Below are 22218 nucleotides of genomic sequence, written 5' to 3' on the forward strand. Positions count from 1 at the left end.
ATCTCCGTTCACTTACTCAATCTCTTTTCTATTTTGAAAATACTCTATTAAATATTGCTTAAACTCTGTCGCTGCGGGTGATAAATAGCGATTTTTTGCCCACGAAACGCCTACCGAACGATAGCATGGTGGCTCTACCCTTAAACGTTTTACATTATAATTATCAAGCCCTTTTATGTTAGGGATGAGTGAAATTCCCATTCCAGCACTAACGAAGCCTGCAACCGTATGCATTTCTTCGGCAGCAAATGTTGTCTTCAGCTTAATTCCCTCTTTAAGGAAAAACTCATCAACCAATCGGCGCAATGAATTCCCTTTTTTAATCGCAATAAACGGCTCATCTTTAATATTATCTAATGTAATCATTTCTAAATGCGCTAAAGGATGTGTTTTCGGGACAATAACAAATAGTTCTTCCACAAATAATTCCTCTGTTTCTATTTCAATTACTTTGGATGCAATTTTTTGTGTTAAACATAAATCAATTGCCCCTTCTTCTAAACGCTTCAGCAAACTTAATGACGTTGCCTGCGTTAATGAAAATAGCATATTTGGAAAGTGTTTCGTCGTTGCTGCAATTAGCTCCGGCACAACTTCTGTCCCAAGTGTATGAATAAAACCAAATGACACTTCCCCAGAGCCTGGACGGACAATATCTTCAAATTCTTCTTTTACACGCTCATATTCATCTAATATCACATTTACACTTTGCAAAAAAAGTTCGCCAAAACGATTTAAATAAATCGAACGGCCTTCTCGATTAAATAATGGGACGCCAAGATCCTGTTCAATATTTGAAATAGACTTACTTAACGCCGGTTGGGAAATCGATAGAACCTCTGCTGCACGGGTCATATGTTGCATCGTAGCAACAGTTTTAAAATATCGAAGCTGTTCTATCTCCATAAATTACACCTCACATCATTGATAACTAAAAGGAATCGAAATGATAAAAATAATAAATTGTACTTATATATTTATAGTTCTATAATAGTCGTTAACAACAACATTTCATAACAAATTTACTTTTAAATTTCAATAGTTTTTTAAAAAGAAGAATAAATTAATTAACTTCACGAAGGAGTCTAATAGACTATGAAACTCATCGCGCCGAAACCTTTTTTAACTGAAACAGGGAATCGTGCTGTTCTTTTACTTCACGGGTTTACAGGCAACACAAATGATGTAAAACGTTTAGGAAAATATTTATCAGATCGTAACTACACTGTACACGCACCTTTATACAAAGGGCATGGCGGCGGGCCTGATCAACTCATCCAATCCAATCCAATCGAATGGTGGAACAGTGCAATCGAAGGATATGATGAACTACGCAACCGTGGTTATGAAGAAATCGCAGTTGCAGGTGTATCGCTCGGAGGAATTTTCTCATTAAAACTAGGAGAAGAACGCCCAACAAAAGCAATCGTTACAATGTCTGCACCAGCTTTAGCCAAAACAGCTGATAGCTTACAAAGCCGTATTGTCGATTATGCAATTAATTATAAAAAATTATCTGGCACGTACGATGAAACTATTGATAGTCGTACTAAAATCGCTGAGCTAGTTGAAATGCCTTCATTAATTAATTTACAGAGCCTTATTAATGAAACAAGTAACAATTTAAATGTCATTCAATCACCTGTCCATATTTTACGCGGATTTGAGGATGATGAATACTATTGCGAAAGCGCAGATTTAATTTATTCTTCGGTTAACTCTCGCATCAAATCAGTTAAAACATTCATTAACTCTGGTCATATTTTAACATTAGGTAAAGAACGTGAATTAGTTTATGAAGAAATTTTTCATTTCTTTGAAAGCTTAAAGTGGAAAGAATAACGTGATATCCCCTTGCAAAAATCCTTTTTTTGTAATTAATAAAGCGAGCATCAATGGATTCCCGTCCATTGATTGCTCGCTTTTATTTTTTCTTATTCTTCTGCGTTTAGAAATGCTAAAACTAAAATTTTAGCTAACTGTGCTCTTGTCATACTTCCAGCTGGATCAAATTTATCTGCTGTTTGTCCTTGTACAAGCTGTAAGTCATATAGAAGTGTAATGGCATTTTGCGTTTCTTCATCATATTTTGCAATATCTGAGAATGGCGCTTTTACATCTGGTACATACACTTCGCCTTCAAAACTATTTGAAAGACGTGTTAAAATCAGTGCAAATTGTGCTCGTGTCACATTGTCCTTTGGGTTTAAATAGCCACCATTTTCTTTCACAAGACCTGCTTCATAAGCTGCTGCAATTTCATTTTGAGTTTGCAATGGATAATCTTTAATATCTACAAATGGTGCTGGCTTAGTAGCCGGCAATTCAAAAGCACGTGCAATAACAGATAACACTTGTGCTCTTGTCACTAGGGCATTTGGTTTGAATGTGCCATCTTCAAAGCCATTCATGAAACCGCCCATATAAGCTAAATTAATGTATTCATTACCCCAATGATCTGCGATATCTGTGAAATAGTCACCAGCTTCAGTAGATGGCGTATCAATTAAATCATCATATTCATATTCATATTCATCTTCATAATCACCTAATATAGCGACAATATAATCACTCAACATCATTTCTGCTACTGCTCCATAGCCTGTTGCAGCTAAATGAATATTTTGTGGATTTGGTAAGTATGTTGTGAAATTCCCTGCTATTAACTCCGCAACATTTGAATAAATACCGTCATTTTTTTCTACAACTGTTTGTAACGCTTTATTCATCGTCGAAACTAACGTATTTAACTGCGTTTGAACTGATGCATCTTGGATATACGGGAATGGATTGTAAAGACCCATAACGACAACATCAGCTTCAGGATTTAGTTCATAAATCGCCGCAAAGATTTTTTCATAATTTACAGCCACATCTTGAGTACTTTTTGTAACGCCTGCTAAATCAACTGAAAGTTGACCTGTTTCACTTTTCTTTACATTTTTTAGTACATCGTTTGCTCCGACGCTTAACGTGATGAAATCAGCATCTTTAATCGCTTGTTTAATCGATAGCGTCTTATTCGTAATACCTGTTAAGTCTGTAATCGGCTTCGTAACATCTGCTGTAATATCCTTTAAAACGTCATCTGTTGTATAGCCTGGGTATGCGAATCCTTTATTAAAATCAATTGCCTCCTCATCTTCACCTGCCAATAGAAGCGCTAAGTAATCGGCATAGCCATAGCCAATTTCACCTTTTTCATCCATACCAGCTGCAAGTGAATCACCTAAAGCTAAATAATTAAATAGCTCAGTAGACTCCTCCGCCTTTACATTTAATGAAAATGGTAAAAATAACTGAACCATTAAAATGAGCGAAGCAAAAATCGTTAACTTTTTCATCCAAATCCCCCTCGTATTGGTAATGTTCTATTCAATTATAGAATATTGCTTATTAAAAAACAAAAGAATATAAAACTAACCAATAAAATTATCTAAAAAATGCATTAATGTTATTTCGATAAAATTTTTCACGTGAAACATTTTACATTTATATCATTGTTTAATACTTTTTATTTTTATGAAATAGAATTTAACATTTTTTTGGAATATTATATTTATTAATAATACAATAACTTTAATGATTCTATTATTTTTCTCTTTTTTCAACTCTCAATTTTTTATTATAATTATAATAAGAATTCATTACTCTAACAGTTTCTTTTTTTATAAGATTCATATAAAAAAGAGATTCCTGTATATCTTTTTTACTAATAATAGTGAAATTCATGTCTATTTATTCAATTTCATTTCTCTACAGAATTAGATATATTCACCTACAATTCTTGAATGATACATTAAGTTTGAATGTCGTATAAAAATTGAAAAGGCTGCCTTATAATCAGATGAAATCTGATTTTCAGCAGCCTTTATATTGATTTTTCTTAATCTTATTCCAAATTTTTATGGATGCAATAAATACAAGTACTAACGATACAATCACGAAGACTAAACCCACTTTAGATTCACCAAGGCTAGTCCCAATAAGACTATATAACATCCTTAATGGAGCACTGGCAATTAGTATCGTTAAAATGTACGTTACATATTTGATACGGACAGAAGCGGATAAAAAACAAATGACATCTGCTGGAGCTACAGGACAAATAATTCCCAGTGCTAGAAATTTGTAATTGTACTTTTCTAACAAATCATTCATTTCAGGGTGTCGATTCACTAAATATTTTTTCAGCTTATGACCAACAAAACTTTTTGAAACGAGAAAAACCAAAGTTGCACTCAATGCCATACCCGCTGTTGATAAAAAGAAGGCCTCTATTGGACTGAAGCATACGCCACCCAAAATCATAAGCATTGTACCTGGGATTAAAAATAACAGCCTCACAATCCATAGACCGATAAACAGGAAGTATGCATAATTTTTATTCTCAAAAATAAATGCTTTTAAGGAATTCATATCAAATGATAGTAAATTTAAGTGCTTTAATATATAAACAAGTGAAATCCAAATGATAAAAATGATAAGTTTCTTTTTCAATTTTTTCATTCTCCTCAATACTTTCTATATACTTATAGTAAGAAAGAAAAATTAAGAAATGCTCCTGAAAATCATTAAGAATTCTGAAGTTGTTCATTATAAATTGGAAGTTCTACAATAAAGCTTATCCAATCATCTTTGTACCCCGCGCGTATGTCCCCATTATGGAGTTCAATGATTTTTTTGGAAATCGACAATCCAAGACCTGTCCCTTGTGCATCCATTCTTGCCTCATCTCCCCTAAAAAACCGTTCAAACATTTTATTTACATCTTCTGCGGGAGGGTTTTCTACTTTATTAGATACTTGAAAAACAGCTGTATTTCCTTTTAAACAAAAAGATATTTTTATATTAGAAGGCTTTATGCTGTATTTAATCGCATTTACAAAAAGATTTTCATATACACGAACTATTTTTTCCACATCGATTAATGCTGGGATATCTTCCTCTGTAATTGATGTTTGAACATGTAATTGTTCTTTCTCAAAGATTGGAATATACTCTCCCACTATTTGTTGCAATAAACTCTCCAAGTCAACTTTATTCAGATTTAGCACAGCGTCGGGACTTGATAAACGGGTAAATTCAAATAGTTCATCCAGTAAATAATTTAGCCTTTGTGATTTTAAATAGATGGTTTCAAAATATTCCTGCAGCTGATCTCCATTATTATATTGCCCACTTTTTATTAAATTCAAATAACCAATAATTGATGTTAATGGCGTTCGTAAATCGTGGGATATATTTGTAATCAGTTCATTTTTTACTTTTTCTAGTTGTCTTTCATGGATAAACTTATTTTCTAACTCCTTTGACATGTAATTAATATTCCCTGCTAGTTGCGATAGCTCGTCCTTCCCTTTAATGTCAATTGTTAGCCCAAGTTTCCCATTAGCAATATGTTGCACGGTTTCTGAAATATGTCCCAAATACAGGATTTTATTCCTTACAAGCAATGTAAATATTACAACGAACGTCAGTATTACAACGGAGAACCAAAATGACAGTAACAAACCGGCTTGCAAGATACTGCCATTCGGATTATTCAAAGTATCTATTTTAGAAATGATGATCATCACAGCATACGTTCCAAAAATACTAATTACAATCATTAAAAGAAGATTTACGGTTAGTGTATTTCGAAATTTAATCGTCTTCATAGTTTATAGCCTACTCCCCAAATCGTCTTTATATAAATAGGATTTTTGGGATTCGCCTCTATTTTGTCTCGAATTTTTGTTATGTGTACCATCACTGTATTATCCGATTTGAAAAAGTCTTCTTTCCAAACAGCTTCATAAATTTTAGAAACACTTAAAACGATTCCTTTATTTCGACCAAGTAGTTCCAAAATATCAAATTCTTTCGGCGTCAATCGAACTTCTTTTCTTTGTACCCATACTTGTCGCGTATCTGCATTTATTATTAAATCGCCTATCTCCAAAACACTTTTGTTGACAACTGGTTCGTTATTGTATTTTTTATATCTTCTTAATTGCGATTTAACCCTAGCGATTAATTCTAATGGATTAAATGGTTTAGATAAATAATCATCGGCACCGGCTGTTAGACCTTGGATTTTATCCATATCCTCTGATTTTGCAGAAAGCATAATAATCGGCATGCTACGTTCTTCTCTAATTTTCATGCATGCTTGAATGCCATTCATTTTCGGCATCATAATGTCTAAAATAATAAGGTCAAATGCATTCTTTTCGAGCAATTTTAAAGCCTCTACCGCATCTTCAACCTTTTCAGTTTGCATACCTTCATTCTCCAAATACACCGCGATAAGATTTCTGATTTCTTTATCATCATCAACAATTAATATTTTTGACACCATTCAATTCCTCCATTTGTTTTTTTGAAGTTGTACAGCTAAATTTGTAGGCTGGTGGGAAATTTCTAATTTCTCTTTCCATTTCTATTTTGACAAAAAATTGTTTAATAAAGATAAACTTGAACTCGGAAGGACAGCCCCTACTGTTTTGGGATTGCTTAGAAATTGAAGTACAAAAGAAAATTTTTTCACATGTATTCTCCTCATTGGTTTGAATTGTTACTCCAACTTTAAAATTAAAACCTTAAGAGAACATGGTCAAAATCCTTAAGAATTCTTAAGAATTTTTGGAAGTGATGTGCATTTTCCGTTTTTATTTTTTTAAGAACGAAAAGGAAGACACTCTGTTTGAGTCCTTCCCTTAATATCATAATTTATCTTTTGAGCATCATTACATACTTATTTTATACTTTTAAATTTATTTTTCTTTTGACCCACAAATGTATTAACATGCATCATATCTATCCTCGTCTATTTTTTGTATCGACTTAGCAACTTACATATTTAGTTAATTGTTTTTTTAAATCTTGCACATGTTAATCGAATAGCATTTTATATTACCGAAAGTGATTTATTAAAACTTTTAAAAATAATGCGTATGAATATAAATAATTGACCTATACTATTAAAGATTTCACTTCCAATCCAATGTGACTAGGAGGGTTAACCCGATGAGTAAGGCAGATTGATTTGCTCGGAAGGACCATCAATACTGAATATAGCTAAAGTACGGTTGTCTTAGGTAAATCTTAAGATCCAATGCGGAAGCGAGGCAGTGTGTCATGGAGGAATAACTGTAAGTGCTAATCAAACCCGGGATATTAATTCCGGGTTTTTTTGTTTTAGTAAGACTACACATAAACAGGAAGATTAATCGTGGAAGTATTATTACATTTTTTCAAAGAAGTTCAATAAGAAAAAGCCGAATTTCTCTGTATAAAAATAGAGAAATTCCGCTATTTTTCGTTATTTCTTAAAAACTCTATGTCTGTATAAATCATTACCATACAGGCTCCTAGACAGCCTAACCTATATAAACACTTTCACATGTTCCAGGGGCTGGTTCATAAAAGCAATGATTTTTAAACTGTCCGGTAAAAGGTTGGCCGTACCATGTTGGAGGACAAGGAGCATATGGATTAAAATACCAAAGTGCGTATTTCGCTGGATGTTCTCTCCAATATTTCAAATTCTGTTCTGCTAATCTTTGTTCATTAGGTCTCGCTCTTTGATAAAACAGATTCCCTTTTTGAACTGCTTCAAAAGAATAATTTCCACCTTGTATTTGAAAAATAACATCTTCAATTGTTCTGACATCTTTAAAATCTGAACAGTCGGCTACAGCACGATTAACAATGACATTTCCAACATATAACATCCCTTGATTTCCTTCACCCACGGCTTCTGCTCGCATCATCCTAGCCATTAAATCAATGTCTGCATCTCTGTATTTAACTCTTGCCAATTTTCCCACCTCATACATATAGTATGAAAAAATTATAAATTGATGTCATTCTTTTTTATGCACTTATTTATATTTAGCAAAAAAATTCTCCATTTATAGTAGAAACGTAAACACTATTCAAAAAAAGCGCTGTCCCAATTGCCAACCGTATTGTTTGTTTCATCTTTCTCTCATCTTTGGCTCCATTTGTTTAATGGCAACTCGTATTACCGACAGGCGATAGGCTTGCAAAGATCAGAGATGCATTCGAATAGTTTATGAACAGGCAAGGACATCCTGATGTTAAATTAAGAAAAATGACTAAACCAATATACATATAAAAAAGTGGCTCCTCAATAGTTTATACAACTAATGAGAAGCCTGGATTATAGTCCACTATAATAGCATTTCACTTTCACCATAGATACCACTTTTATATTTCCCCAAGTCTCACTTTGAATATACTAGGAATATTTTTCATGATGAGAGATAAATAGTTCTCTATACAACTGCATTGGCTTTTTACAGTACGTTAAACCCTTTTTAAATTCACAGTTTCAACATTATTTTCTAATGACAAAAGTTTTTTATCATTTTTTAGCTCTATCAGATTTTTTGCTTCTTGAACTAAATTTTCCATTGTATTTAATTCATCATCGCTAATATCAATTAGCTCTTCAAACATTTCAACTGATTCTTGAGAAATAAAAGCAATTTCTCTAATTGCTGCCATAATTTGCTGTGAGCCTGAAGATAATTCTTCGGTACTTGCAGATGCATTAGAATTATTTTCAGCAATAGTTTTTGTAGTTTCTAAAATTTTTTCGAACATTATACCAACTTCTAAAATTGTTGTATTCGTTTGTGCAAATTCTTCTGTTCCTTGCTTCATCGATATTACAACGCGGTCCGTCTCTTCTTGAATATTCTTTACAATATTCGATACTTCTGAAGATGACTGACGTGATTGTTCGGCTAATTTACGAACTTCACCAGCAACTACAGCAAACCCTTTACCGTGTTCACCTGCACGAGCTGCTTCGATAGCCGCGTTCAGTGCTAATAAATTTATTTGCTCTGAAATCCCAGTAATCACCTTAACAATCTTACCAATTTCGTGCGATTTTTCTCCAAGTATATTGATGGCACTAGATGTTGTATTAATCGTTTGATTAAATTGCTCCATTCTAACCATCGAATCTTTTAACTTTTCGTTACCGTCTTGTGTCAATTCTAATGTAGTATTCGATTGTTCAGAAATTTGGTTTGATCTTATAGATAGGTCTTCAATAGCTTCTGTCATATCTTCAATAGAAGTAGAACTCTCTTCAGTAGCTACTAATTGTTTTTTTAACCCTTTGCCTACCTCATCGATTGCAGCCCTAACAATATCAGCCTTCTCAGCTGCATATTCCCCATGTTCAGTAAGAGTTTTACCTTTTTCATTCACATTTTTTGCAAATAACTGAAATTGCTCTCTTACTTGACCTGCTGATAGTTCATTCATTTCGTTTGTAGCCACATTATTTAAATGAGAATGTCGTTTGAGCATAAAATATTGGTAAGAAAAGTACAAAGTTGTACATAATAAAACGACAATAGTTCCTAGCATGATAACTTCCATTAAAAAGTAAATCTCCTATTCTACTAACGTATTATTCATAAAGCTTTATAGCTCTTTTGCAACGATATAAATTCCATCTGCTGTAGTCGATGGAATTTTACTTAGTTTTTCATTGTTTTCATATTTATGAACAATAAAATTCCCTTCTAAATCTACATATTTTGTTAGGCCATGATACTTCTCCAGCACGCGTATTGACTTCGGATTCGTCGCTTCAGCTAGTACAAGTTTTAATCCTTCTTCACTTGCCTTTTTTATTAATACATCACCTAAGCTTTGTACAATTTCATGACGACTATGCTCAGCAATTATACCTAGTAAAAAGATATGTAACGCTTCCCCATCTTCCAAATCTTTTCCGTAACGTTTTTTATAATCATCTAGGAAACGTTTATCGATATCCTCTAACACACGCATTACGATATTCATGTCAGCAAACGTGCCTTCAAAAATGTCACCTTCATTAATTTCAAAGGCATTGGTATCCCCAACTAGTGCGCCTAAAACATTTTTTTCGTTATCTAACGCTACAGCACAATAACCTTGATGAGCATATGTCTCGATATATTCCTTCGTAAACTGATACCAATCTTCGTAAGGTAAATTTAAGGCGTATCCAATTATCGGCTCTTGTATCCATTTCCCACCAACTTCTACTCCAATAAATGTCTTAGCTAAACATTCTGCTGTCTTTTCAATTAATTCTGGTTGATCCTTTGTAAGGATTTCAATTGTGTATAAATCTGCTGTTGTTTGCATCGTGATGTTATTCCTCTCCGAATTAGGGTTGTTTATTTAAAAATTAGCGTGAATCCGTTTCAGAAACATGATTGACCACTCTTCCAGGGAAATCAATTGTCTCAATAGCATTTCGAATTTGTACTGAAGAAATTTTAGATTTAGAATTTACAATGGCAATATCTTTAAAGCCAAGAGAAACGTAAAACAAGAAAGTCTCTCCAAGTCCTGCAGCAGTCTTAGAAGGAAGCGGTGATTGGTAGGTTGCATCAACTACTAACCTATAAGTAAGTTTATGTACCTTACCTACAGTTTCTTGTAAATGCTTTAAATATCCCTCAACAAGATCGTCTTTAATAAACCCTAGAATTTGAACATGTACTTCTTTTTTCGCTTCATAAATTGCCATTTTATATTTTGGTTCATTTACAACTATCATTTTAAACCTCCTTTTCTATTACTTATCTACTGTCTCTATATCTATGACCTGACAATGTAAGCTGCCGTTCATTACAGCACTTCTTTTAAACGAAAAAACTACCCCAACAAAAAACGAGGGTAGCCAAATAACCACTTCTTATCTTGGCAACCCGACTATCATTATCCAAAAGGATTTAAGACTCGTAGCTTTGCGTCCTTACCTTTCGATAAGTTTGCCCGTTTTTATTTAAAGATAAATAATCAGAATGTCTATTAACCTATCAATTTAACAGTATAAATTACTTATTACTTTTTATCTATACTAGTACTTTTTCCGAAAGAATACTGGATTAATTCAAGGGATTCTTGATAAACATTAGAAGGAATTGACAAATAAAGTACCATTAGGCTATCACATAAAGAGGAAGTTTGTAATTTCCCTTAATTGCAGGAAAAGTAAAAGAGCATAATAAATGTATTTTCTTTTTTTCTACACATTTGTTTTGTTGTAAATGTTTTGATTCTTCTATCCGTCCCCACTCTCCCACTGTTTTATATGCTCTTATCAGGAGTATATCCAGACTAACTCTCATTACGATGCAACTTGTTAAGGGAATGCGCTACTATTCAAGTTAATTTGGCTTATGCGATAGGTAATACTCCAGAATTAAGGACATTGGCAGTGTTGCACCAGAAAAGATTATGGAGAGTCTTGGCCATTCAGATGATCAAATTACCAAGTAACATGACAAAGTAAATGAAAAAGAAGCCTCCCAAAAGTTCAGTGAACTTTTGAGAAGCCTCCGTTAAAATCTTTTATGTTAGCAAAATGTTAACATCACACTTTCACCTTACATAAAACCCAGTCATATCAAGGGTTCAAGCGGCTTGTTACATCATGCCGCCCATGCCACCCATGCCACCCATATCAGGCATACCCATACCGCCGCCTGCTTCTGGGATGTCTGCTACTACTGCTTCCGTTGTAAGGAATAGTGAAGCGACTGATGCAGCATTTTGTAAAGCTGAACGCGTTACTTTTGCTGGGTCTACTACGCCTGCTTCAATCATGTTTACCCATTCACCTGTTGCTGCATTGAAGCCAATTCCTACTTCTTCTCGCTTTAGGCGGTCTACGATGATTGAACCTTCAAGACCCGCATTCTCAGCAATTTGACGTACTGGTTCTTCTAATGCACGTAAAATGATTTTCACACCCGTAGCTACATCACCTTCTACTTCTTCAAGCACGTTCACTACTGCACCATATACATTAAGAAGGGCTGTACCACCACCTGATACGATACCTTCTTCTACTGCCGCACGTGTTGAGTTCAGTGCGTCCTCGATGCGTAATTTACGTTCTTTTAATTCTGTTTCTGTTGCTGCCCCTACTTTAATAACGGCAACACCGCCTGCTAATTTTGCTAAGCGCTCTTGTAATTTTTCTTTATCGAACTCTGAAGTCGTTTCAGCAAGCTGCATACGAATTTGATTCACGCGTGCTGCTACTGCATCTGTGTTACCAGCGCCTTCAACGATCGTTGTATTATCTTTTGAAACGATTACTTTTACCGCGCGACCTAATGAAGTTAAGTCTGCTGTTTTTAAATCTAAGCCAAGATCTTGTGTAATCACTTGACCACCTGTAAGAATCGCAATATCTTCTAGCATTGCTTTACGACGGTCACCAAAGCCTGGTGCTTTTACTGCTACGGCATTGAATGTACCGCGAAGTTTATTCACTACAAGAGTTGCTAATGCTTCCCCTTCAACGTCCTCCGCAATAATTAAAATTGGACGACCTTGTTGTACAACTTGCTCAAGCACTGGTAAAATCTCTTGAATGCTTGCGATTTTTTTATCTGTAATTAAAACGAATGGGTTATCTAGTACCGCTTCCATTTTGTCTGTATCTGTCACCATGTAGTGTGAAGCATAACCACGGTCAAATTGCATACCTTCTACAACATCAAGCTCTGTTGTGAAGCCTTTTGATTCTTCAATCGTAATAACACCATCATTGCCAACTCGTTCCATAGCATCTGCAATGTACCCACCGATTTCCTCGTCACCTGAAGAGATAGATGCTACTTGTGCGATCGACTCTTTGTTTTCCACTGGGCGTGAAATGGCTTGAAGCTCTGTTAATGCAGCTGCAACCGCTTTATCCATCCCTTTACGGATGCCAACAGGGTTTGCGCCAGCTGTTACGTTTTTTAAACCTTCGCGGATCATCGCTTGTGCAAGAACCGTTGCTGTAGTTGTACCGTCACCAGCAATTTCATTTGTTTTAGAAGCCACTTCTGCTACTAATTTTGCACCCATGTTTTCAAATGGGTTTTCTAACTCGATTTCTTTTGCGATCGAAACACCGTCATTTGTAATTAGTGGTGAACCGAATTTTTTTTCTAATACAACGTTACGTCCTTTTGGTCCAAGTGTTACCTTTACAGCATTTGCTAATTTATCAACACCAGCCGCCATTAATGAGCGTGCGTCTTCTGAAAATTTAATGTCTTTTGCCATAATCCATATACCTCCTGAATTTAATTATCTATTTCGTTCATTTATCAACATCATATGTGCAGCTAGTATGTTTTACTATTTATATCTAGCTGCAGTTCATTTTCGATTTAGGCTTATCCAATAATTGCTAATACGTCGCTTTCACGTAAAATTAAATATTCTACGCCGTCGTATTTCACTTCTGTACCAGAGAATTTTGAGAAGATAATTTCATCGCCTACTTTTACGTCAAGCGGGGCATGAGTGCCGTTGTCAAGAACTCGACCTGTACCTACTGCTACCGCTTTACCAGTTTGTGGTTTTTCTTTTGCTGAGTCAGGTAATACAATCCCGAAAGCAGTTTTTTCCTCTACCTCAACAAGTTCAATAATGATGCGATCTCCTAATGGTCTTAACAAGTGAAACAACCTCCTACGTTTTTAAATTTAGCACTCTCAGTTAAAGAGTGCTAACACAATTATTAGTTTAATGAATTCCTTTTTTTTTTGCAAGTCAGAACTATAAAAAATTTTGTATTATTTCCAAATTCCTCTACAATATAGTTAATCGTTATTTTTCTTACCAATAGGAAATGCTGTGTCCTTTCTTATTTGCCTACGTCATATAACTAATAAAAAAAAGAAAGAAGGTTACTTATCGTGACATCCATTTCAGCACCAAATTTCAAAACACAAAAGACCGCATTTTATGTGTTGATTACGTATATCGTGTGCCAACTCTCTGTACTAGTGCTCATCCTTTTTCCTGAATTAAAAGAGTATCTATTAAAGTTTATTGCAGAACCTACGAAACAAGAACAATTAATTAAACTTTCCGCATGGTGGTCTATCACTTCCTTTGCGATTGCTACTATAGTGAGCTTTCTATTAATTCAGCGCAATAAGCAATTTTGGAATGTTTTTAAAGGAGAGAAGGCTTCAATTAGTGCTTCGATTGGTTGGGGAATTATCGGGTTTTTCCTTGTTTTTCTTGGTCAAACAATTGGTGCATACATTGAGCTCGCACTAGGCATTGAGATGGGTTCTGAAAACACAGCGGACATCATGCTAATCACAAAAGTTGCGCCAGTGATGATCATTGCCACAGTATTGCTCGGTCCTATTTTAGAAGAGTTAATTTTCCGTCGTGTCATTTTTGGTTCGATTGTTCAAAATTATAACTTTTGGGTGGCAAGCATTATTAGTTCCATCGTATTTGCAGCTATTCATATGGATTTCACACATATTATTATTTATACGATTAGCGGTATGGTTTTTGCCTTCCTTTACTACAAAACGAAGCGCTTACTAACTTCCATAATCGCGCATGTTTTATTAAATGGCTTCGTCACATTCGTTCAAATGTATGCGGAGAAGTTCCAACAAATTATTGATAATGCTCCGAAATGATCTTTTAGCCCGCTTTGTCAATTAATTTTTCACACAAAAAAACGCTATCCCCTTTATGGAAGATAGCGTTTTTTTTTATGAAATAAGAAATGTTTAATTATTCATTTGCTCTATTTGTCTACGTTGTTCTTCTAGTAATTGCTCCACTTGCATCGTTTGTGCAGCCTCTTGTTCTTCCTTTAGTCGTTTTTCCTCTGCTTCGACAAATTTACGATAGCCGACGCGCGAAATTACAATACTAAATTCATAAAGAATAAATAATGGTACTGCTACGATTAAATTTGAAATAAAATCTGGCGGCGCTAAAACCGCAGCTAAAACAAATAACACAAAGTAGGAGTACTTACGAAACTTGACCAACAATTCTGGATTCAATACGCCGATACGCGCTAAAAATAACGTGACAACCGGTAGTTGAAATACAATTCCGAACGGCACAACTAATGAAAACAGGAAATTAAAATATTCGTTAATCCCTATTGTTTGCGTAATGCTTAAATCATTCGAAAGCTTCATCATGAAATTCATTACATAAGGGAATAACACAAAGTATGAAAAACTAATCCCTGCAAAAAATAATAAAAACGAATACGGGATATATTTGAGTGTCGCTTTACGTTCTGTTTCATGTAAGCCTGGTGTAATAAATGACCATAGTTGATACAGTAATACGGGCGAAGTAAAGACAAATGCCACTACAAACATCACTTTTAAAAATACCGCTAAAGGATCGGTCGGGTTAAAACCATGCAATTCAAATTGCGAAGCTTCATCACTATGTTGAATAAAGTGAATAATAGGCTCCGTTACAAAAAAACCACCAATCAAAGCAAGGATAAAGAAAATCGCTGTAATAAACAAGCGACTTCTTAATTCATTGAAATGTTCTATTACAGTTCTTTCTTGTGGATTCATTTTAAGACATCCTTAATTTACTTAGCTTGATTATTTTCGTTATCTTTATGTTCGATAACAGTAGCATTATTTTTTTTATCATCATCGTCATCTGTAAGGCCTTTTGTGGCGTTTTTGAATTCACGAAGTGTCGAACCCATTGCTTTACCTAACTCTGGCAACTTTTTTGGTCCGAAAATTAATATTGCTACTACCCCTATAATAACTAGGCTTACTGGTCCAATCGCATTTAAATGCACAACCACGACAGCCACCTCCTCTATTATATGTACATTTTACAGTATCTACATCTTTTTGGCTAATAGCAATCATGTGAACAATTTGTTATTGTTTGGAATTACGTACTAAATAAATGAGCGCTTGTAACTCCACTGACAAATCAATATTCATCACCTTTATCGTATCTGGAACAGAAAGGCGCACAGGGGTGAAATTTAAGATCCCTTTTGCATTCATTTTAACGAGTCGGTCTGTCATGGTTTGAGCAGAACGAGAGGATACCGTCAAAATCGCCAGTTCGGCACTAAATTCCTCATACATTTCCTCTAAGCGATCTGGATGAAATACGGGGATATCACTTATCGTCGTCCCTTCATACGGTGCTTTTGTATCAAATGCAACAACAATACGCGTATTATGATTCTTTTGGAAATTGTATTTTAATAAACCATTCCCTAAGTTTCCGACACCAATTAGTGCAACATTCATTGCCTCATCCTGATCTAATGTTTGACGGAAAAATTCAAGTAAGTGTTGGACGTCATAGCCATAGCCCTTTTTTCCAAGCGCACCAAAATAAGAAAAATCACGTCGAATGGTTGCAGAATCTATTTTCATTGCATCACTTAATTCTTGTGACGATATTCGTTTCTTGCCGTCATTTGCAAAATTTTGCAAAAATCGATAATACAGAGGAAGCCTTTTCGTAGTTGCTTGTGGAATTTTTGTTTCTTTTTTCACACACTCTCCTCCTACATACTTTTAGAAATCGTTATAATTTTACTAAACCTATCGCTACAAGTAAAGTATCCACCGTTGCGTGTCCCCTCCTCATCCGATAAACTAGAAGGAAGAAATAGAGGTGTAAAAATGATTACATTACAAGTAAATCAATTATATAAATCTTTTATTACCGACGAAATTTTAAGCGGTGTGAAGCTAGAAGTTCAGCATCGTGACCGCGTCGCACTTGTAGGACGTAATGGTGCTGGAAAATCAACGTTATTAAAAATAATCGCTGGGCAAATGAGCTTTGATTCAGGTGAAATTATTATTCCAAAAGACGTCCGTGTTGGCTATTTAGAGCAGCATGCTAAAATTGATTCAGAGCTGACAATTTGGGATGAAATGATGACCATTTTTAGCGCCTTACGTGGACAAGAGCAAAAGCTTCGACAATTAGAGCAGCAAATGGCTGACCCGAGCATATATGAAAATGGTGAGCTTTATGCACGCATAATGGCCGATTATGATCAGCTGCAGCATGATTTCAAAGAAGCAGGTGGCTATCAATATGAGGCGGATACACGCTCGATTTTACACGGAATGCAGTTTTTCCCTGAGGATTATCCAAAATCCATTCAGTCGCTTTCTGGCGGTCAGCGTACCCGTTTAGCATTAGCCAAATTATTACTGTCAAAGCCAGACTTATTAATTTTGGATGAGCCTACTAACCACTTAGATATCGAGACACTTTCTTGGCTAGAAGGCTTTTTAAAAGGTTATGAAGGAGCGATTTTAATCGTTTCGCATGACCGCTACTTCTTAGATCAAGTGGTGTCCATTGTGTATGAAATTTCCCGAACAAAGGCGACAAAATATACAGGGAACTATAGCGCTTATTTAGATGAAAAAGCAAAAAATTATGAGCGGGACTTAAAAATGTACGAACGCCAAATCGATGAGAAGGCGAAACTCGAAACATTTATTCAAAAAAATCTGGCACGTGCCTCGACAACAAAAATGGCGCAATCACGTCGCAAAGTCCTAGAAAAAACAGACTGGATGGATTCCCCTGATGGTGATGAAAAAAGTGCGAATTTCGGCTTTTCAATTGAGCGCCAAAGTGGGAATGATGTGTTATCAATTGATGAATTAGCAATCGGATATCCAGACAAAAAGATTTCTAAAAATATTCAGCTGCGCGTATTCCGAGAAGATCGCATCGCACTTGTCGGTCCAAACGGTGTTGGGAAATCAACGTTACTTAAAACGATTGTAAAAGATTTAACTGCGCTCACTGGAGACATTCGCTACGGTACAAATGTGCAAATTAGCTACTATGACCAAGAGCAAGCAAAGCTTCATTCCAATAAACCCGTTTTAAATGAGTTATGGGATGACTGGCCTTTAATGAATGAAAAGGATATTCGCAGCATTTTAGGTCGCTTTTTATTTAGTGGGGATGATGTGTCCAAACTAGTCAATTCATTATCAGGTGGCGAAAAAGCACGACTCGCTTTAGCTAAATTAATGATGCAAAAAGCGAACTTCCTTGTGCTGGACGAGCCAACCAACCATTTGGACTTAGATAGCAAGGAAGTCTTAGAAAATGCGTTAATTGATTATCCTGGGACATTACTTTTCGTTTCGCATGACCGTTATTTCATTAATCGCATCGCAACTAAAGTCGTGGAGCTATCTAGCACAGGCTCCTTCGAATATTTAGGTGACTATGATTATTATTTGGAGAAAAAACAGGAACTTGAAGAATTAGCTGCAATGAAGGCTGCCGCCCGAGAAGCAAAAAGTGTCACGACTTCAGCTACGAAAACGACTTCCATGATTGATAAAGACGCAAAAAAACGCGAACGTCAAATCCGCCGTTCCATTGAGGAAATCGAAAAGAATATGATGAACCTCGATGAATCAATTGCTCTATTTGAGGAACAATTATGCGATCCAGAAATTTTCTCTGACCATGAAAAAACTCTTGCTATACAGACTGAGTTAAATGAGACAAAAGAACAGCATGATACACTAGAAATGGAATGGCTTGAACTAAACGAAGAGCTTGAAAATTTATAAATAGTTGATTATTCACTACTATAAAAGGAGAACGTTGCATACATTATGCCAACGTTCTCCTTTTATCTTCATTCAGTAGTAGTTCTAGCACTCGACGGAAGAAGTTAATTCCTCCAGCAGATGTCACAGATATTAAATTGAACTTAGGCCAAAGCTCAATTCAAAATCTGGACTCAATTACGCCGAGGCGTAATTGACGATTATTTTATTTGAAAGCTCTTTATCATCCGTAATTTTTGATAAGCTGTATACGTTCCATATATCCAACCAAAGAACACGATTGTTACTGCAGCAATGAGTAGATTTAATAATGTATATAATGGTTTCATTGGTGACTTAAAATTCCGTACACGAAATGGTTGACGTTCCCCCATTCGAATACAATTAAAAACATCGACTATTTGACGACGCCCATATACAATCGCAAGTGGATAACAACTAATGGCCGCTAACAAAAATAACCCATTAAAGGATGCTAAATATAGTCCTAAATGCACCGAATTCAACATGAAAAGAACAACCATAGCCAATAGGAACCCACCAATCAAAAGCATCCTCATCTTATTACGTTCTTTTAGATAATTCATACACGAACCTCCTTTTTTTCTTACAAGCACATCACTCAGCATAGAAGATCATTTCATTTTAATTACTATTCCATGTTATTAACAGTTTCAAACCTATTATCGCTAAATTTCGTCATATATCTTGGTCAATATACAATTTCCAAACAAAAATCTCCACAATTTTATACACAAAACAAATGCAGTCATATCAACATATCAACAGGGTTTTCCACATTGTCCACAGTTTTAATTTTATTTATCCATCCTAATCTGTGTAAAAACCAATACTATATATAGATAAATCACATGTTACCCACAACTTATCCACAATTTGTGTATAAGTACGCATGTTCGCACTTGTTTTTGTGGGTATGTGAATTCTTTTGTGGATAATTTTTCAGAAAAATTCCTCTTTAATAATACTTGCTACGTAAACAACAATTTTTTTACTATAAATACGTAATTCGCGCCCTTATGTTATTTCAAAAAAACAAAAAGCATAAGTAACTGTGATTTTAAATCACATAATTACTTATGCTAAACATTCCTATATTATTTTACCCAATTTGTTAATTCCATACCCGGTCGACCATTCATCGCTAAGTTCCCACGAATGCCTGCTACATACATTTGATAGGCAGCAGCACCTATCATGGCAGCATTATCCGTGCATAAATATAATGGGGGCACGTAAAATGGAATCCCTTCTTCAGTAAATACTTTTGCTAATGATGTACGTAATCCCTTATTGGCGGAAACTCCCCCAGCAGCAATTACTTGTTTTACCTCATATTGACGAGCTGCGCGCAATGTTTTGGCTGTTAATACTTCCACAACGCTATCTTGAAAACCTTTTGCAACTTGTGTTGGAATAATTTCTTCTCCACGCTGATCCATATTATGCTTATAGTTAATAACAGCAGATTTTAACCCACTAAAGCTGAAGTCATATGAATCCTCTTCCAACCAAACTCGTGGGAATGGTACAGCTTCTGTCGCTTCATGGGCTAAACGGTCAATATGCGGGCCACCTGGATACGGCATATTTAACACGCGGGCTACTTTATCATACGCCTCTCCTGCTGCATCATCGCGCGTTTCCCCTATGACCTCAAATGACCCATGCTCTTTCATCAAAACAAGCTCAGTATGTCCACCAGATACGACTAGCGCTAATAAAGGGAATTCCATCGGCTGTACTAATGCATTTGCATAAATATGCCCTGCAATATGATGCGTTCCAATAAGCGGGAGCCCATGTACAAAGGCAAATACCTTTGCTGCATTAATTCCGATTAACAATGCGCCTACTAAACCCGGGCCTTCTGTTACAGCCACGGCTGATAATTGTTGTGGCGTCATTTCAGCTTGTTTTAAAGCTTCTTCAAGCACTATTGTTACTTGCTCTACATGATGTCGTGACGCAATTTCAGGCACTACTCCGCCAAATCGTTTATGACTCTCAATTTGAGATGACACGACATTTGAAATAATTTCCGACCCATTTTTTATTATCGCTACGGCTGTTTCATCACAGCTTGTTTCTATTGCTAATATATAGTTATCCATTATAAATTCACCCACATTACTAAAGCATCTTCTTGGTTATCCGTATAGTAGTTTTTGCGAATACCACCATCCTGGAATCCAAGTTTTCGATATAAATTTTGTGCAACAGCATTTGTTACACGTACTTCTAAACTCATTACCTCCATATTTGCCGCTTTGGCAATCTGCATAGCTTCTCGCATGAGACCTTCTCCCATTCCTTGACCGCGTACAGCATCCACAACAGCAACATTAGTAATTTGAGCAGCATCAATTACTAACCACATTCCACAAAAACCAACTATCGTATTTTGCTCATCCTCAGCCACTAAATAATGTGAGAACTGATTTTCTGTCATTTCATAGTAAAAGGAATCCAATGTCCATGGCGTTGGAAACGTGGCTTGTTCAATCGCATACACCGCCTCTACATCTGCAATTGTCATTTTTCGATAACTAACCATTAGAATTGCTCCTTTTTTTGTTCCTTTAACCAATTCGCTTCTGCTTCTGCAATTCGACGATATTGTGGAACAAATGAATGCGTAGCTTCAATAGAAGGTAATTTTTTCTGTTGTCCCATTGCAATCAGTTCAGAAGCTCGTGGCAAATCAAGTGTATTTGAAACACGAAGTGCATTTTCACCAAGCACCTCTTGAATTTTTTCAAAATAAAGATCGACATCTGTCCCTACAAACAATACGGGGCTTTGTAATGCTTTTAATTTTTCTAGCAGTCCGTCAATATGATCATGGTAGTCCTCAATTAATGTATTTAACTGCGCCCCTTCATATACGCCAGCATATACATTTTGTCGGCGTGCATCAAATAACGCACAAATAATAGCATCAGACATTTTTACATTCGCAGCCAGTGCCTTTAAGCTTGAAACCCCTACTAATGGCTTTTGTATAGACCAAGCAAATGTTTTCGCTAGTGTCACACCTATACGCACACCTGTATAAGAACCAGGGCCTTCTGATACTGCTACGGCATCAATTTCAGCTGGTACTACACCTGCTTTATTCAATACTTCTTCAATCGCAGGCATAGCACCGACAGAATGCGTTAATTTTATATTTTGCACCACTTCAGCTAGTACTTTCCCATTTTTCACTACGGCGATAGATAGCGGCGCATTTGCTGTTTCAATTCCTAACCAAATCATTTCAATAGCTCCTCACAAAGTTGGACATATTTTGTGCCCATCGGTTTAAAAATAAATCTCCGAGCGTCTTCATCAATTCTTGTAATTTCAATTGCTAAACGCTCTTTTGGTAAATCCTCTTCAATTAGATGTGCCCATTCTACAACCGTCACGGCATCTCCATAAAAAATTTCATCCCAGCCTAAATCTTCATCACTATTTTCCAAACGATACACATCTAAATGATTTAATGGGAGGCGTCCCTCATACTGCTTCATAATCGTAAATGTCGGGCTATTGACTGTGCGCGTTATACCTAAGCCCTTTGCAAAGCTTTGCGTAAAAGTCGTTTTTCCCGCACCCAGATCCCCTTCAAGCGTGATTGTATATTGTGCTTCCACTAACTGTGCTAACTTCATCGCAAGCTGCTGCGTTTCTTCTAACACATTAATTTGTTTTTCAAATATCATGTTGTTGCTTCCTTCCCATAAAATCGATTATCTCTAGTTTACTTTAACTGAGCTAAATGTTC

The 22218-nt window shown here is 35.7% G+C and carries 22 protein-coding genes and 1 riboswitch; of the genes, 3 read left to right on the top strand and 19 right to left on the bottom strand.

Annotated features, from left to right (window positions below):
* Positions 1 to 12 precede the first annotated feature (12 nt).
* Positions 13 to 906, bottom strand: coding sequence for a LysR family transcriptional regulator (locus tag CSE16_RS19505; RefSeq protein WP_099425412.1), 894 nt, complete (start codon positions 904 to 906; stop codon positions 13 to 15).
* A gap of 189 nt (positions 907 to 1095) precedes the next feature.
* Between CSE16_RS19505 and CSE16_RS19510 the strand changes: the two genes are divergently transcribed.
* Positions 1096 to 1842, top strand: coding sequence for an alpha/beta hydrolase (locus CSE16_RS19510; protein ID WP_099425413.1), 747 nt, complete (start codon positions 1096 to 1098; stop codon positions 1840 to 1842).
* A 92-nt stretch (positions 1843 to 1934) separates the two neighbouring features.
* Here the strand turns inward: CSE16_RS19510 and CSE16_RS19515 are convergent, their stop codons facing one another.
* The 10 genes from CSE16_RS19515 to groES form a co-directional block, all read right to left on the bottom strand.
* Positions 1935 to 3344, bottom strand: coding sequence for an S-layer homology domain-containing protein (locus CSE16_RS19515; protein ID WP_099425414.1), 1410 nt, complete (start codon positions 3342 to 3344; stop codon positions 1935 to 1937).
* 517 nt (positions 3345 to 3861) lie between these two features.
* The gene (locus CSE16_RS19520; RefSeq protein ID WP_099425415.1) at positions 3862 to 4500 is read right to left on the bottom strand and encodes a TVP38/TMEM64 family protein; all 639 of its coding nucleotides are present in this window, start codon (positions 4498 to 4500) and stop codon (positions 3862 to 3864) included.
* A 74-nt stretch (positions 4501 to 4574) separates the two neighbouring features.
* On the bottom strand, positions 4575 to 5660 hold the full coding sequence (locus CSE16_RS19525) for a HAMP domain-containing sensor histidine kinase (RefSeq protein WP_099425416.1): 1086 nt from the start codon (positions 5658 to 5660) through the stop codon (positions 4575 to 4577).
* Positions 5657 to 6343, bottom strand: a complete 687-nt coding sequence (locus tag CSE16_RS19530) for a response regulator transcription factor (protein ID WP_099425417.1) — start codon at positions 6341 to 6343, stop codon at positions 5657 to 5659. Before CSE16_RS19530 ends, CSE16_RS19525 begins: the two co-directional genes overlap by 4 nt.
* 1021 nt (positions 6344 to 7364) lie before the next feature.
* Positions 7365 to 7805 (bottom strand): cell wall hydrolase, encoded by a 441-nt coding sequence (locus tag CSE16_RS19535; RefSeq protein ID WP_099425418.1) that lies wholly within the window; start codon positions 7803 to 7805, stop codon positions 7365 to 7367.
* A 511-nt stretch (positions 7806 to 8316) separates the two neighbouring features.
* A complete protein-coding gene (locus CSE16_RS19540; protein ID WP_099425419.1) occupies positions 8317 to 9408 on the bottom strand; it encodes a methyl-accepting chemotaxis protein in 1092 nt (363 codons plus the stop codon).
* A gap of 45 nt (positions 9409 to 9453) precedes the next feature.
* Positions 9454 to 10167 (bottom strand): hypothetical protein, encoded by a 714-nt coding sequence (locus CSE16_RS19545; RefSeq protein ID WP_099425420.1) that lies wholly within the window; start codon positions 10165 to 10167, stop codon positions 9454 to 9456.
* A 43-nt stretch (positions 10168 to 10210) separates the two neighbouring features.
* Positions 10211 to 10585: a hypothetical protein gene (locus CSE16_RS19550; RefSeq protein WP_099425421.1), complete on the bottom strand. Its 375-nt coding sequence runs from the start codon at positions 10583 to 10585 to the stop codon at positions 10211 to 10213.
* A 142-nt stretch (positions 10586 to 10727) separates the two neighbouring features.
* Positions 10728 to 10814: riboswitch (cyclic di-GMP riboswitch) on the bottom strand.
* A gap of 643 nt (positions 10815 to 11457) precedes the next feature.
* Positions 11458 to 13095: a chaperonin GroEL gene (gene groL / locus CSE16_RS19555; protein ID WP_099425422.1), complete on the bottom strand. Its 1638-nt coding sequence runs from the start codon at positions 13093 to 13095 to the stop codon at positions 11458 to 11460.
* A 113-nt stretch (positions 13096 to 13208) separates the two neighbouring features.
* A complete protein-coding gene (gene groES / locus CSE16_RS19560) occupies positions 13209 to 13493 on the bottom strand; it encodes a co-chaperone GroES (RefSeq protein ID WP_099425423.1) in 285 nt (94 codons plus the stop codon).
* Between the two features lie 240 nt (positions 13494 to 13733).
* On the opposite strand from groES, the gene CSE16_RS19565 reads away from it, so the two are divergent.
* Positions 13734 to 14483, top strand: coding sequence for a CPBP family intramembrane glutamic endopeptidase (locus tag CSE16_RS19565; RefSeq protein ID WP_099425424.1), 750 nt, complete (start codon positions 13734 to 13736; stop codon positions 14481 to 14483).
* 93 nt (positions 14484 to 14576) lie between these two features.
* Here the strand turns inward: CSE16_RS19565 and tatC are convergent, their stop codons facing one another.
* The 3 genes from tatC to CSE16_RS19580 all read right to left on the bottom strand — a co-directional run bounded on the left by tatC (position 14577) and on the right by CSE16_RS19580 (position 16358).
* On the bottom strand, positions 14577 to 15398 hold the full coding sequence (gene tatC, locus CSE16_RS19570) for a twin-arginine translocase subunit TatC (protein WP_099425425.1): 822 nt from the start codon (positions 15396 to 15398) through the stop codon (positions 14577 to 14579).
* Between the two features lie 17 nt (positions 15399 to 15415).
* Entirely contained in the window at positions 15416 to 15643 is a 228-nt protein-coding gene (locus CSE16_RS19575; RefSeq protein WP_099425426.1) for a twin-arginine translocase TatA/TatE family subunit, read from the bottom strand.
* A gap of 79 nt (positions 15644 to 15722) precedes the next feature.
* Positions 15723 to 16358: a redox-sensing transcriptional repressor Rex gene (locus CSE16_RS19580; RefSeq protein WP_099425427.1), complete on the bottom strand. Its 636-nt coding sequence runs from the start codon at positions 16356 to 16358 to the stop codon at positions 15723 to 15725.
* Between the two features lie 129 nt (positions 16359 to 16487).
* Here CSE16_RS19580 and CSE16_RS19585 point away from each other — a divergent pair, with 129 nt between their 5' ends.
* Positions 16488 to 18425, top strand: coding sequence for an ABC-F family ATP-binding cassette domain-containing protein (locus tag CSE16_RS19585; protein WP_099425428.1), 1938 nt, complete (start codon positions 16488 to 16490; stop codon positions 18423 to 18425).
* A gap of 200 nt (positions 18426 to 18625) precedes the next feature.
* On the opposite strand, the gene CSE16_RS19590 is transcribed toward CSE16_RS19585, so the two are convergent.
* From CSE16_RS19590 to tsaE, 5 genes are all read right to left on the bottom strand, one after another.
* A complete protein-coding gene (locus tag CSE16_RS19590; RefSeq protein ID WP_099425429.1) occupies positions 18626 to 19012 on the bottom strand; it encodes a hypothetical protein in 387 nt (128 codons plus the stop codon).
* Positions 19013 to 19543: 531 nt separating this feature from the next.
* Entirely contained in the window at positions 19544 to 20560 is a 1017-nt protein-coding gene (tsaD, locus tag CSE16_RS19595) for a tRNA (adenosine(37)-N6)-threonylcarbamoyltransferase complex transferase subunit TsaD (RefSeq protein WP_099425430.1), read from the bottom strand.
* Positions 20560 to 21003 (bottom strand): ribosomal protein S18-alanine N-acetyltransferase, encoded by a 444-nt coding sequence (gene rimI, locus CSE16_RS19600; RefSeq protein ID WP_099425431.1) that lies wholly within the window; start codon positions 21001 to 21003, stop codon positions 20560 to 20562. Before rimI ends, tsaD begins: the two co-directional genes overlap by 1 nt.
* Positions 21003 to 21707: a tRNA (adenosine(37)-N6)-threonylcarbamoyltransferase complex dimerization subunit type 1 TsaB gene (gene tsaB, locus CSE16_RS19605; protein ID WP_099425432.1), complete on the bottom strand. Its 705-nt coding sequence runs from the start codon at positions 21705 to 21707 to the stop codon at positions 21003 to 21005. The genes rimI and tsaB overlap by 1 nt, the downstream gene beginning before the upstream one ends.
* The gene (gene tsaE / locus CSE16_RS19610) at positions 21704 to 22156 is read right to left on the bottom strand and encodes a tRNA (adenosine(37)-N6)-threonylcarbamoyltransferase complex ATPase subunit type 1 TsaE (protein ID WP_099425433.1); all 453 of its coding nucleotides are present in this window, start codon (positions 22154 to 22156) and stop codon (positions 21704 to 21706) included. Before tsaE ends, tsaB begins: the two co-directional genes overlap by 4 nt.
* Positions 22157 to 22218 lie beyond the last annotated feature (62 nt).

The organism is Solibacillus sp. R5-41 (genome assembly GCF_002736105.1).
Classification (GTDB): Bacteria; Bacillota; Bacilli; order Bacillales_A; family Planococcaceae; genus Solibacillus.

Bases quoted from the DNA above. Each gene is read 5' to 3' on its own strand.
- CSE16_RS19505 (WP_099425412.1), bottom strand. From the start codon at position 906: ATGGAGATAGAACAGCTTCGATATTTTAAAACTGTTGCTACGATGCAA.
- CSE16_RS19510 (WP_099425413.1), top strand. From the start codon at position 1,096: ATGAAACTCATCGCGCCGAAACCTTTTTTAACTGAAACAGGGAATCGT.
- CSE16_RS19515 (WP_099425414.1), bottom strand. From the start codon at position 3,344: ATGAAAAAGTTAACGATTTTTGCTTCGCTCATTTTAATGGTTCAGTTA.
- CSE16_RS19525 (WP_099425416.1), bottom strand. From the start codon at position 5,660: ATGAAGACGATTAAATTTCGAAATACACTAACCGTAAATCTTCTTTTA.
- CSE16_RS19530 (WP_099425417.1), bottom strand. From the start codon at position 6,343: ATGGTGTCAAAAATATTAATTGTTGATGATGATAAAGAAATCAGAAAT.
- CSE16_RS19540 (WP_099425419.1), bottom strand. From the start codon at position 9,408: ATGGAAGTTATCATGCTAGGAACTATTGTCGTTTTATTATGTACAACT.
- CSE16_RS19545 (WP_099425420.1), bottom strand. From the start codon at position 10,167: ATGCAAACAACAGCAGATTTATACACAATTGAAATCCTTACAAAGGAT.
- CSE16_RS19550 (WP_099425421.1), bottom strand. From the start codon at position 10,585: ATGATAGTTGTAAATGAACCAAAATATAAAATGGCAATTTATGAAGCG.
- groL (WP_099425422.1), bottom strand. From the start codon at position 13,095: ATGGCAAAAGACATTAAATTTTCAGAAGACGCACGCTCATTAATGGCG.
- tatC (WP_099425425.1), bottom strand. From the start codon at position 15,398: ATGAATCCACAAGAAAGAACTGTAATAGAACATTTCAATGAATTAAGA.
- CSE16_RS19585 (WP_099425428.1), top strand. From the start codon at position 16,488: ATGATTACATTACAAGTAAATCAATTATATAAATCTTTTATTACCGAC.
- CSE16_RS19590 (WP_099425429.1), bottom strand. From the start codon at position 19,012: ATGAATTATCTAAAAGAACGTAATAAGATGAGGATGCTTTTGATTGGT.
- tsaD (WP_099425430.1), bottom strand. From the start codon at position 20,560: ATGGATAACTATATATTAGCAATAGAAACAAGCTGTGATGAAACAGCC.
- rimI (WP_099425431.1), bottom strand. From the start codon at position 21,003: ATGGTTAGTTATCGAAAAATGACAATTGCAGATGTAGAGGCGGTGTAT.
- tsaB (WP_099425432.1), bottom strand. From the start codon at position 21,707: ATGATTTGGTTAGGAATTGAAACAGCAAATGCGCCGCTATCTATCGCC.
- tsaE (WP_099425433.1), bottom strand. From the start codon at position 22,156: ATGATATTTGAAAAACAAATTAATGTGTTAGAAGAAACGCAGCAGCTT.